General features: G+C 41.7%; 10 protein-coding genes. 1 reads left to right on the forward strand and 9 read right to left on the reverse strand.

Features of this window, described 5'->3' with window-relative positions:
- Positions 1–212: 212 nt before the first annotated feature.
- Positions 213–1,202: an ABC transporter substrate-binding protein gene (locus tag ACWF5P_RS05170; protein ID WP_434168095.1), complete on the forward strand. Its 990-nt coding sequence runs from the start codon at positions 213–215 to the stop codon at positions 1,200–1,202.
- A gap of 168 nt (positions 1,203–1,370) precedes the next feature.
- On the opposite strand, the gene ACWF5P_RS05175 is transcribed toward ACWF5P_RS05170, so the two are convergent.
- The 9 genes from ACWF5P_RS05175 to secA form a co-directional block, all read right to left on the reverse strand.
- The gene (locus ACWF5P_RS05175; RefSeq protein WP_260358756.1) at positions 1,371–2,564 is read right to left on the reverse strand and encodes a PDZ domain-containing protein; all 1,194 of its coding nucleotides are present in this window, start codon (positions 2,562–2,564) and stop codon (positions 1,371–1,373) included.
- 211 nt (positions 2,565–2,775) lie between these two features.
- Positions 2,776–4,200: a S41 family peptidase gene (locus ACWF5P_RS05180; RefSeq protein WP_434168096.1), complete on the reverse strand. Its 1,425-nt coding sequence runs from the start codon at positions 4,198–4,200 to the stop codon at positions 2,776–2,778.
- A 141-nt stretch (positions 4,201–4,341) separates the two neighbouring features.
- On the reverse strand, positions 4,342–5,730 hold the full coding sequence (locus ACWF5P_RS05185; RefSeq protein WP_452444674.1) for a murein hydrolase activator EnvC family protein: 1,389 nt from the start codon (positions 5,728–5,730) through the stop codon (positions 4,342–4,344).
- Between the two features lie 94 nt (positions 5,731–5,824).
- Entirely contained in the window at positions 5,825–6,718 is an 894-nt protein-coding gene (ftsX, locus tag ACWF5P_RS05190; RefSeq protein WP_434168098.1) for a permease-like cell division protein FtsX, read from the reverse strand.
- Complete coding sequence (gene ftsE, locus ACWF5P_RS05195; protein ID WP_061141190.1) at positions 6,708–7,394, reverse strand: cell division ATP-binding protein FtsE; 687 nt, start codon at positions 7,392–7,394, stop codon at positions 6,708–6,710. The genes ftsX and ftsE overlap by 11 nt, the downstream gene beginning before the upstream one ends.
- A gap of 293 nt (positions 7,395–7,687) precedes the next feature.
- Positions 7,688–8,029, reverse strand: coding sequence for a cytochrome c551 (gene cccB / locus ACWF5P_RS05200; RefSeq protein ID WP_434168099.1), 342 nt, complete (start codon positions 8,027–8,029; stop codon positions 7,688–7,690).
- A gap of 49 nt (positions 8,030–8,078) precedes the next feature.
- Entirely contained in the window at positions 8,079–8,942 is an 864-nt protein-coding gene (locus ACWF5P_RS05205; protein WP_434168100.1) for a YitT family protein, read from the reverse strand.
- Positions 8,943–9,098: 156 nt separating this feature from the next.
- A protein-coding gene (gene prfB / locus ACWF5P_RS05210) for a peptide chain release factor 2 (protein WP_230176154.1) occupies positions 9,099–10,197 on the reverse strand; the annotation gives its coding sequence in 2 pieces (ribosomal slippage) (positions 9,099–10,133 and positions 10,135–10,197; 1,098 coding nt in all).
- A 171-nt stretch (positions 10,198–10,368) separates the two neighbouring features.
- Positions 10,369–12,882 (reverse strand): preprotein translocase subunit SecA, encoded by a 2,514-nt coding sequence (gene secA / locus ACWF5P_RS05215; protein WP_101223752.1) that lies wholly within the window; start codon positions 12,880–12,882, stop codon positions 10,369–10,371.
- Between the last annotated feature and the right edge of the window lie 298 nt (positions 12,883–13,180).

Here is a 13,180-nt window from a genome sequence, read left to right on the forward strand (position 1 = left end):
AAAAATCACAATTACCCTGCTTGTCCACTTTCTTTCAATCGATCGTCAACAAACAGTATGCTAATTCGTAATGCTCGCCGTCCAATTTGTATATGCCAATGATTTTGAGAATCATTTTCAATTATATATTGACATAAAAGTATATTCATTTTATGATGATGCTGGTAAGTGCGAATGATTATCATTTGCTCAAATTAGGAGGAATACATAAGATGTTTAAGATTAGATCACTTTTTACTATTATTTCTTTATTTGCAGCCTTCCTACTAGCAGCTTGCGGAAGTTCGAATGATCAAGCAGAGGGAAACAAGGTTGATGACAAAAAAGAAGATACAAGCTATACAATTGAGCATTCAATGGGAACCACAAAATTAGAAAAACAGCCTGAAAGAGTCGTCGTTCTAACAAATGAAGGTACAGAAGCATTACTAGCTTTAGGAGTAAAACCAGTTGGAGCTGCTCAATCTTGGACTGGAGATCCTTGGTACGATCATATTAAAGAGGATATGGATGACGTTGAAGTTGTTGGTGTTGAGCATGAGGTAAACTTAGAGAAAATTGCAGCATTAAAACCTGATTTAATTATCGGCACTAAAGTTCGCCAGGAAGCCGTATATGACAAATTAAGTGCCATTGCTCCTACTGTTTTTTCAGAAACACTTAATGCAGATTGGAAAGGAAACTTTAAATTATATGCAAAAGCATTAAACCTTGAAGAAAAAGGGAACGATGTAATTGCTGAATTCGATGCCCACACAGAAGATGTAAAGACTAAACTGGGCGATAAGGTAAATCAAGAAGTTTCTGTAGTTCGTTTTATGGCTGGAACAACACGTATTTATTACACAGATACATTCTCTGGAGCAATTTTGGATCAATTAGGATTTAAACGTGCAGAGCAGCAGAAAGAACTATTTACTGCAGATAATAAACTTGGAAACTTTGCTATTGAGGTAGGAAAAGAAGTTATACCTAAAATGGATGGAGATATTATTTTCTACTTCACATACGCACCTGAAGGTGACAAACAAGCCCTAAGTACAGCAAAAGAAATGACAAATGATCCTCTTTGGAAAAACCTAGATGCAGTGAAAAAAGGAAATGCATATGAGGTTAATGACGCATTTTGGAATACGGCTGGCGGTGTTATTGCAGCTAACAAAATGCTAGATGATATAGAAAAAATAATGCTTGAAAAGTAATATTCATAATAAGAAACGGCCTTTCTCGATATATAAATCGAGAAAGGCCGTTTCTTTTTTTCAAATTCATTTCAATGAGGTTTTGTCTCTTCATCGAAATAAAAGTATCTTTAAATATTATTAGTCTGGAATTAAGACGCTATTCCAAGTGATTATGAAAAATCACAATTAACCCACTTGTCCGCTTTCCTTCAATTGATCGTCAACGAATAAGAGGCCCAATTCGTAATGCTCCCCGTCAAATAGAGCTCTTTGCACAAAACGTATCTGTTCATTATTATCGATGACCTCAAGCTTGCAATGTGCCCGGTTTATTTGGAGCGCCCTGTATAACTCTTCTTCTTCCCTGACGACGACACCATTTATTTTCGAAATGACCTCGCCTTTTAGCAACCCCATTTTATCTGCCGGAGATTGAGGGATAACGCCTAAGATCTGGACACCCAGCTTACTTTTCGAAAAATAAAAAGGAAGCTTTTGATCCATTGCCTTTTGGGAATAATGCAGAAATTCACGACCGAGGATTGCTAATACAGCCGTCATGATTGCCAATGGGGGGTACCAGTAGCCAACTGCCGCCAAAAGCGTAATCACAATTCCCAATGCCCCTACCTTTTTGCCTTGCGCCCTAATGGCCAGTTCTGGGAGCGTCCCATGCACTTTTTGCTTAAAGCCGATTAAAATGGGCAGTACGATCGGCGACAGGGATATGTCCCCGATTGAAAAAACCGGATACCATTCGAAAGGCACTGGAAGTTGTCCTCCAGGAACCATAACGAACATGGGAATTAGCCAGATCCGCTGTGAAACATACACACCTATCGGCTGCCCCCTCTTGGATACCTCCAACTGAGGAGAGACCTTTTTACTTCCGTTGCCAACAATCAAAAACCCTTCAGCAATCAGTAATAACCCTATTAAAATGACAAGTGTCGGATATACGGACCGATCCAGCTGATTAAAGGCATCCTGAAATAACGTAAGCTTGATATCTCTATCATATAAAAAGAAAAGGATAAAGAAGGTGAGTCCCACTGTATAAACGGGGGAAACAAACCTCCTTTTCATGGATAGCATGGACAAGACCGTTACCACTGCCATGATGAACAGCGCCGCCATAGGAATGGCGAGTCCAGTAGCCAACGTAAGGAAGGAAAGGATCAATCCCCATATCAATCCTTGAGGTAACATGGAACGCAGCTCCATGGAAAAACTGTAGATCTTCGTATTAAAATCATGGCGTTCCCGTTTAACGCGAAGATAGCCGATGAATAAACAATAGGCAATCGAAACATAAAGCAAAGGATGAAGGAAGAGTTTTCCTAATCCCATTAAGCATGCTATCAGCCAATCCGTTGTCAATTTCTTTCCACCATCCTCAAAAGTAATCAAAATTTTGTCAATTTCGTTCTGGTCAGTTACCTCCTATTCTATCAAAAATGTAGCCTCCATGCCTATTAAGATGCAGAAAAAGTAGCTTTATCTTAAGTTTCCCCTATACTGCCTCCATGTTCGCAGGCGAACTCAAACAAATGCAAAAGAGGCACCGCTCCAAGGGAACGGTGCCATCAAGTTATTTCACTAAATAATTCAAAGCCGTGCGTAACTGAATATCATTATCTTCATCCTGGATCTTTTCCAGAATGGCGGATTCCAAATGTGCTGCGGTTTTAGCGTCCAGCTTACCAGTCACTTCCAGGCCAAATTGTTTTTGGAATGCTTTTACTGCGATTTCTGTACTCCAATCATAATATCCATCCTCACGGCCCGGCTCAAATCCAAGTCCTTTCAGAATGCTTTGGGCATACTGGATTTGTTCATCATTCATATCCCGCTGCAACACCTTCTCAATGGCCAGCTGATGGGCATCAAAATACTCCGGTTGTTTCACTTTGATTGTCGGTTCGATCCCTTTTTTATGGATCCAGTTCCCTGAAGGCGTCAGCCACTTATATAATGTAAGTTTAATCTTACTGCCATCACCCATTGGTACAGCTTGCTGTACTGTGCCTTTCCCGAAGGTCTTCTCGCCAACCAATGGATAGCCTCCCGCCTCTTGCATCGCGCCGGCTAGGATTTCCGAGGCCGAGGCGCTGCCTTTATCCGTCAAGACGGCAATGGGATAACTTTTCGCTTTCTTAAGGCTTGTAAAAAACGATTGTTTTTCACCCGTTCTTTCTGCAATTTGCAAATAAGGCTTGTCTTTTGTGATAAACTCGCCAAGAATCGTTTCCACACTAGAAAGAAGGCCACCTGGGTTGCCGCGTACATCTATGACCAAGCCCTTGATTCCCTTCTTTTCGAGCTCTTTCATCTGCTTTTTGAAATCAGACGCAGTATTTTCCGAGAAAGTGGTCAACTCGATATAACCGATTTGTTCTCCGGCAACTTCCTTAATTGATGAAAATACGGTATCCAACGGAATTTCGGCACGCACCATATTGAATTCAAGTGGATTGTCCACCCCTGCCCGCTTTATTTCCATTTTGACGGGAGATCCTTTTTTGCCGCGGATTTTCAGGCGTGTTTCATACAGATCCAAACCTTCTACACTTTCACCATTCACCTTAAGGATTTGATCTTTCGGCTTTAATCCAGCCTTTTCAGCAGGCGAGTCTTTGTAAGGAGAAACAATTATGACCTTACCATCTTCCATTCCGATTTCAGTCCCGATCCCTTCAAAAGAGGAGTCCAGGGTTTCATTGAATTGCTTGGCGGTCTCCTTGTCCATATATACGGAATAAGGATCTTTCAGCGCTGACAGCATGCCCTGGATGGCACCCTCCACCAGGTTGGAGCCGTCCACCTGTTCTACATACTGACTTACGATCAAACCGTAAGCTTGTTCCACTTTTGCCCATTCCTTATCCTTCGTTATTTCTTGACTTTCATCCTTTGCTTCATTCTTAGCCGGAAAGCTTGTCCAATATATGCCCCCCACTGCTCCAATGGCTAGTGACATGACGATTGCTAGAGGAAGTACCCATTTTTTGACCATATTTATCCCCATTTCTGACCTGATATGTATTTCACTATATGAGGGGAATGGAAGAAATATGCTTATAGAAAATGATGACATTACACAAAAAAACAGACCAGGAATTTTTCCTGATCTGTTTTTTCGTTCATATATTGGGTATTAATTAGGTATATAATCTAATGGATTAACAGCATTTGACTTGCTATAATTCCATGCGCCTTTATGTAGCTCAAAGTGTAAATGCTGACCGAAGGAATGTCCTGTGTTACCCATGATGCCAACTTGTTGACCTTTGGCAACTACAGCACCTTCGCCTACTTGTCTAGAACTTAAGTGTGCATACACAGTAGTCCATTGCTGACCGCCGATTGAATGGGTAACGAAGACGACGTTACCGTATGAACTTGAGAAGTAAGAACGGCTTACGACTCCGTCGGCTGCCGCTACAACTGGAACCGTTCCGCTAGCAGCGATATCGATGCCAGCATGCTGTTTATTCCAACGTTCACCCATTGTTGAAGATACATATCCTGCACTTGGTCTAGTGAAAGTGCCCGATGATACTGCTGGCGCTGGCGCTTGACTTACATTAGACGAAGGTTGTGAAGATGATGATGAACTGTTGCTTTTTGCACTATATCCTGAAGAAGTGGATTGTTTTTTTGATTCGGATGCTTGTGATGCTGCTTGTGCAGCCGCTTGAGCAGCTTCTTGCTCTGCACGTTTTTTCGCTTCGGCTGCCGCTTTTTTACGAGCTGCTTCCAATTCGGCTAGACGTTGATGCTCTAAGCTGATGGCCGATTTGATGGCCTTTTCTTGAGCAGCAAGATTCGCTTTTTCTTCCTCTAGACCCATCTTCTCATGTTCATGCTTTTCAGTTTGTTGCTTTAATTTCTTAACTAAAGCATCCTTTTCTTGCTTCTGCTGTTTTTGTTGCTTTTGAATTTCCAATAGTTCAGCTTTTGCCACTTCTAAACTGGCAAGCTTCGTTTCAACGGCATTTTGCTTTTCTTCCAGATCCTTTTTATCCAGCTCATGCTGCTTTAAAATATCGCGGTCCGCTTCAGCGATTGTCGCTACAGCTCCAACACGGTCAACTAAATCCCCAAAACTGGATGATCCGAATAATACTTCAAGGTAGTTCACGTCCCCGCCAGTCTCCTGGAAAGAAAGTGCCCTTTCCTTCAATACTTCATTACGTTTGGCGATCCGCTCTTTTAATACTTTAATCTCTTCTTTCAATGCCTCGATTTCTTTTTTCGTTTGTTTAATTTCAGCATTTTTAGCATCGATTTTTTTTGCGGACTCTGCAATTTTTGCTTCAATGGCAGCGATTTGGTCTTCTGCTGTCATTTGCTTATCCTGCAGGTTATCGATTTTCTTTTCCGTGTCGGAAATATTCGATTCAACACCCGAACGTTTTTCCTGGATGGATTCTTTCTGTTTTTCTAAGTCCGAAATCGACTCAGCATAAACCGAAGGTGCCGCTAGAATGCTTCCCAACCCGATCATGATGGAGGCATTCATGGCAATGATATTTTTTTTCACGATTCATTTCCCCTTTCAACCCGTTACATCCGTGCCTTGTAACGTCTCTCTATTTATGTCTGTCTTCTTTTGGCTTTCGAGCAAAGATACACTTTTATACTTTCAAGAACTTCCTGACGGACATCAAGCTGCCCCATATACCGATAACGGCTCCAATTACGATGAGGATGGCCGAAACTTGATAAATAAACGGATTTGCAGGCAGGAAATCGATGAATTTGAACGTAATCTGCGGTGCTGCGTATTTATAAAGATTATAGTAGAGTACTGCAATCAGACCTATCGGAATAATGGAACCGAGGACTCCCAACCACAGTCCCTCCAAGAAGAATGGCCAACGGATGAACGTATTCGTTGCTCCTACCAATCTCATGATCTCAATTTCTTTTCTTCTGGCTACAATGGTAATTTTAATCGTATTCGATATCAGGAACATTGCAGTAAATAGTAAACCTACAATAAGTACGATCCCTATGTTTCTAGCAATATTAACAAAGCTGAATAGTTTCTCGACGTAGCCTTGTCCATATTTAACACTTTGGATATACTCCAAACCTTCGATTTCTTTTGCCACCTTGATGACATCTTGCGGAGATTTGGTTTTGATAACATAAACGTCCCTTAATGGGTTATCCTGTTCAAATGGTTTAAACGCCTCGCCATTATCTCCTAAATCATCTATTAAATTCGTAAGCTCTTCATCCTTTGGAGAGAAGATCACTGATTCAATGCCGTTCATCTCCATAATTTGCTTACCGATAGTTTTTATATCGTCATCATTCGCCGCATTATCAATATGTGCACGAACTTCGACATCTTTCTCCACATTTCCCGCGATATGATTTAAATTCATCATGAGCACTAAAAAGACGCCAACCAAAGTTAGAGTGACCGTTACTGCACTGACTGAAGCAAACGTCATCCATCCATTACGGCCAATATTTTTAAAACTTTCACGGAAGTGACGGAGCAATGTTCTAAATTTCATATCCGTAATCACCTCGATGTTCATCGCGAACTATTTTTCCACTTTCAATGGCAATGACACGTCGTTTAATATTGTTGACGATGTCCCTATTATGAGTGGCCATGACAAGTGTAGTTCCGCGTTTATTAATTTCTTCAAATATGTTCATGATTTCCCATGATGTTTCGGGATCAAGATTACCTGTAGGCTCGTCGGCTATGACTACCTTGGGATCATTTACGATAGAACGGGCTATTGCAACCCTTTGCTGTTCTCCACCCGATAACTCGGAGGGCAGCATTCTTGCTTTATGTTTAATGCCAACCAGATCAAGGACTTCCATGACTCTCTTTTTGATTTCTTCTGGTTCCTTTTCAATAACTTCCATGGCAAAAGCAACATTTTCATATGCAGTGAATGTTTGAAGGAGTTTAAAATCTTGGAATACCATACCGATATTACGGCGGAATAGAGGAACTTTCGAATTACGGATACTTGGCAGGCTAAGGCCATTGACCAAGATATTACCGCTTGTAGGCTTTTCTTCCCTATACATCATTTTGATGAAGGTCGATTTTCCGGCACCGCTCGGACCCACTACATAAACGAACTCGCCTGGCTTTATTTTCACATTGATTCCATTGATGGCAATTACACCATTTGGATATGTCTTTTTCACATCTATCATTTCTATCATTCTAAAACCACCTAATTTGCTTGGATTATCACTATGTATCGACAGCTATTTCGACAATTTTCACTGAAATCTGACAGGAATTTCTCTTACTTGAGCACAGAAACATTATAACATCATATTTTGTCAAATTAAGCATAAAAAATATTACAGTTTCATTTCAGTTAGACATATATCAACATCTATGTAATAATTCCAGGATTTGATTGCTTGAAAAGGGGGTTAAATGTGAGTTGTTCGAGGATTTAAAGGAGACTAAATGAAACGTCCTGCTAAGCAGAACGTTTCATTAATAATTATTTATGATCAGCAAGCCATTCAGCGACCATGCTCGCTTCCTTGCCCTGGATTATACCTTTTGGCATTCCGCCCTGACCATTCGCAATGACTTTTTCGATGTCTGCTTTTGATAGCTTAGAACCGACCTTCGTTAAATTCGGTCCTACGCCGCCTTCAAGATTCACTGCATGACAACTTGAACATTTGTTTTCATAAATTTTTGCGGCATCACCGGCACCTGCCGTAGTCGTTTCATTATTTTCACTTGCAGGCTCTTTATCTGCAGCATCATCGTTTCCACCGCATGCAGCCAAGGCCAAAGAAGTACCCAAAACTAAGGCTAACCACTTCATTTTCATTGAATTTACCCCCTCTGATTTATACCAGCACAAGAACATTATACCAATTTCAATCCAGTTTAAAACCCTCCCCAAGTACCTCCGATGCATCCATTACAATTACAAACGCTTTAGGGTCAACGAGTTTCACCAATTGTTTCAATTTGGTGAATTCCGACTGGTCTATTACGCACATCAAAATTGGACGAGTAACATCCGTATAGCCGCCATACCCGGATATGCCTGTTACACCCCGGTCCAGCTCATGTATGATAGCATCCCTTACTTCCATTTCTTTATTCGTGATAATTAATGACATCTTCGAACGGTTCAATCCAATCTGGACGAGGTCGATCGTCTTGCTTGTCACATACAATCCAATCAATGCATAAAGCCCCTTTTCAATATCAAAAACGATGGCAGCGCTTAAAACGATGATTCCATCAATGACAGCCACACAGGTCCCCAATGACAGATGGGTATACTTATGGAAAATCTGTGCCGCCAAATCGGTCCCCCCTGTGGAACCCTTCCCGCGAAAGACGATCCCCAACCCAAGTCCGACCATCATCCCCCCGCAAATTGAACCAAGCAATGCATCATTCGTCCATGCATCCCAATCCTTTGTCAGAAATACCACTAAAGGCAGAAATAAGGTTCCAATCAAGCTTTTGGCTCCAAAATGTCTACCAAGGATAATAAGCCCTGCAATGAACAAAGGGATATTAAAACCCCAAAGGACGTAGGCTGGCTCCCAACCGAGTGTTGAATCGAGAATCGTGCTAATCCCGCTGACCCCGCCAGATGCGACCTGGTTAGGCAGTAAGAATACATTAAAACCAATGGCAATTATGGATGAACCGACAATCACCAATCCATACTCCGTTAACTTTTGAATTAAAGGGTGCTTCTGCTCCCGGTATCTTTTCTTCATTTTGCATAAGTCTCCTCGAACCATCATTATTATCTAGTATTGGCCGAACGAGGTAGAGCATCCCTTTTCAATCCTGTAAATGTCAGCCAGAAGATTCGTTAAAAAGAAAAAAACACAAAAAAGCCGGACCGGGGAAACCGGTCCGACTGGCTGATCTTATAATTTTGAACGCAGGTACGCATCAATGAACATATCGATATCCCCATCCATGACTGCTCCCAAGTTTCCGGTCTCCGCACTGGTACGGTGATCTTTAACCATGGAATACGGGTGGAAAACATAAGAACGAATTTGGCTTCCCCAGCCAATTTCCTTTTGCTCACCACGGATTTCATCCAAATCCGCTTGTTGCTGTTCAATTTCACGTTGATACAATTTGGCTTTCAGCATATTCATTGCTTGGGCCTTGTTTTTGATTTGAGATCTCTCGTTTTGGCACGTTACCACGGTGTTCGTAGGTATATGGGTGATCCGGACTGCCGAGTCCGTTGTATTGATATGCTGACCACCTGCACCACTTGCCCGGTACGTATCGACTTTCAAATCTTCCGTACGTATTTCTATATTGATCGTTTCATCGAATTCCGGCATGACTTCACATGAAACGAATGAAGTATGGCGTCGTCCTGAGGAATCGAAAGGAGAAATACGAACAAGACGGTGTACCCCTTTTTCCGCTTTCAAATAACCATAGGCGTTATGGCCTTTGAAAATTAAAGTGACACTCTTGATACCAGCTTCATCACCTGGAAGGTAATCAAGGGTTTCCACTTTAAAGCCTCTTTTTTCACCCCATCTTGTATACATGCGCAGCAGCATGGAACCCCAATCCTGGGACTCCGTTCCGCCTGCACCAGGATGCAGTTCAAGAATGGCATTTTTCGAGTCATATTCTTCACTTAGTAAAAGTTGAAGTTCAAAGTCGTTCATCTTTTGTGCAAGAACCGTGATCTCTTCTTCCAGCTCCGCTAAAAGTTCTTGATCGTTCTCCTCTTTCACTAATTCATATGTCAAATCCAGATTTTCATATGATTCATTCAGGTCGGATAATTGATTGACTTGTTCTTTTAAACCATTCGTTTCATTGATGACAGTTTGTGCCTTTTGCTGATCATTCCAAAAATCGGGATGTGTCATCTCATTTTCTAGCTGTGCGATTCGTGCCTCTTTTTCATCTAAGTCAAAGAGACCCCCTAAAGTCCGTTAATCGTTGCGCTGTCCGTTCAAGTTCATTTCTAATTTCTGCTAATTCCATTTCTCTTCACCTCATTAAGTATGTTAAAAAAAATCCCTGAAGAGGGATTCCCTTCATTACAAATAAAACCTCTACAAACTATATGCAAATGTATACCTTTATGCAAACAAAACATGAAAAGAGGCGGCAAGCCTTACACTTAACCGTCCCATAATCATTATACACCTAACTTTAACCTAAATTGCCATGGCAATTCTTATATTTTTTACCGCTGCCGCATGGGCATAACGCGTTTCGGCCAACGTCTTCCTTTTTACGGGCAGGGGCTTTTTTCACTTTTCCCCCGTCTTCTTCCTTCGGATTGACCGCTTGTCCTTTTATGACTTCCTTACGTTCCAAATTGTTTCGGATTTCGGCCTTCATGATGTATTTTGCGACTTCATCTTCCATTGAAGCAATCATCGCTTCAAACATTGCGAAACCTTCTGATTGATATTCACGAAGCGGATCAATCTGGCCATAAGCACGAAGGTGGATCCCTTGGCGCAATTGCTCCATCGCATCAATATGGTCCATCCACTTGCTATCGACGGCACGAAGAACGATTACTTTTTCGAATTCACGCATTTGTTCTTCAGATAGCTCTTCTTCTTTTTGGTCATAGCTTTCTTTCACTTTTGCTAAAATGAACTCAACCAATTCCGATTCATTTTTCCCTTCCAAATCAGCTACAGTGATTGAACCTTCATTGAATAGGTTACCATTCAGGTAATCGACAAGGCCTTGTAAATTCCAGCCTTCCTCATCACCCATTGGTGCAAACGCGACAACATTTCGCTGGATGGATGCCGTGATCATCGTTTCGACGATTTCACGTAAGTTGTCACTTTCCATGACATCGAAACGCTGTTTATAGATAATTTCCCGTTGTTGACGGAGAACATCATCATACTGCAGTAATTGCTTACGTGAATCGAAGTTATTGCCTTCGACCCGTTTCTGTGCGGATTCAACGGCCCTTGTCACCATTTTGCTTTGAATTGGCTGGGAATCATCCATACCAAGGCGCGCCATCATGTTTTTCATGTTATCCGAACCGAAGCGGCGCATCAATTCATCTTCCATTGATAAATAGAATTGAGTGACCCCTGGATCTCCCTGACGGCCGGACCGACCACGCAGCTGGTTATCTATACGCCTGCTTTCATGACGTTCCGTACCGATTACAGCAAGGCCCCCAAGCTCCTTGACACCTTCTCCAAGCTTGATATCCGTACCGCGCCCTGCCATGTTCGTAGCGATCGTAACTGAGCCTTGATTACCTGCATTCGCAATGATTTCCGCTTCACGCTCATGGTTCTTGGCATTCAAAACATCGTGAGGGATTCCTTTTTTTGATAAATAGGCAGATATGACTTCAGATGTTTCGATGGCAACCGTACCGACAAGCACAGGCTGACCCTTTGTATAGCGTTCGGCGATGTCTTCCACAACAGCCTTGAATTTGCCATCAGTTGTCGCGTATATAAGATCTGCCCTGTCGTCCCTGATGATATTCCTGTTTGTCGGGATCGCAATTACATTCATATTATAAATATTGCGGAATTCTTCTTCTTCCGTTTTGGCTGTTCCGGTCATACCTGAAAGCTTTTCATACATCCTGAAATAGTTCTGGAATGTAATCGTCGCAAGAGTCATGCTTTCATTTTGAATCTCAAGTCCTTCTTTCGCTTCGATCGCTTGGTGGAGACCTTCACTGTAACGGCGGCCTTTCATCAAACGGCCAGTGAATTGGTCAACGATGACTATCTCGCCTTCCTGGACAACATAATCCACATCCAAATGCATGGAAACATGTGCCTTTAACGCCTGATTGATATGATGATTCAAAGTAACGTGATTAATATCGAATAAATTATCGATATTAAACGCTTTTTCAGCTCGATTCATCCCATCTTCCGTCAGCTGAACACCTTTTGTCTTTTCATCATATGTGTAGTCGGTTTCTTTTTTCAAGGTTTTTACAAACGCATTGGCCTGGATATACAGCTGAGCCGATTTTTGTGCGGAGCCGGAAATGATCAATGGCGTTCTTGCCTCATCGATCAAAATCGAATCGACCTCATCAATGACAGCGAAGTGCAGCGGGCGCTGTACCATTTGTTCTTTATATAACACCATATTGTCACGAAGATAATCAAAACCTAACTCATTATTCGTACTATACGTAATGTCAGCATTGTACGCCGCCTGTTTTTCTTCTTTAGAATGACTGTTCAAATTCAACCCGACGGTCAAACCAAGGAAATCATACAATACACCCATCTCGGTGGCATCACGGTGTGCCAAGTATTCATTGACAGTAACGACATGTACACCTTTACCGGTAAGCGCGTTTAAATAAACCGGCATGGTGGATGTTAAGGTTTTACCTTCCCCTGTTTTCATCTCGGAGATATTTCCATCATGAAGTGATGCCCCACCCATGATTTGAACACGGTAAGGATATAAACCCAGAGCACGCTTTGCCCCTTCACGTGCAACCGCAAAAGCCTCAACAAGCAAATCATCAACGGTTTCCCCATTTTGATAACGCTCTTTAAATTCACCCGTTTTGGCACGCAACTGTTCATCCGATAACCCCGCCGTCTCATCAGCCAGCGCTTCGACCTGATCGGCGATTTTTTCTAAACGTTTGATTTCTCGCTTATTCGGATCAAAAACTTTATTTAATATATTAAGCATTCAATAACGCTCCTCTATTATGGTAATGATCGTTCAATGACAAAATTCATATAAGTAAGAAGAAACACACTTCTATTATTACTAATGCACGCTTAATTTTACCACTTCTATCATAGAGGTACAACTTCATGTCACTTCCCTGGTATAGACCTGAATTCAATTCTTGCGAAAAACAATGGATAAATGAGGAGTAAAACTGTTAAAATAGAAGGAAGTATAAAAAATATGTTGCTAACTCCCCACTATTCCATATGCAAATGAGAATTATCCATAACCTTCCATCACTAGATGCTGTGTG

The organism is Peribacillus sp. NPDC055009 (genome assembly GCF_053608705.1).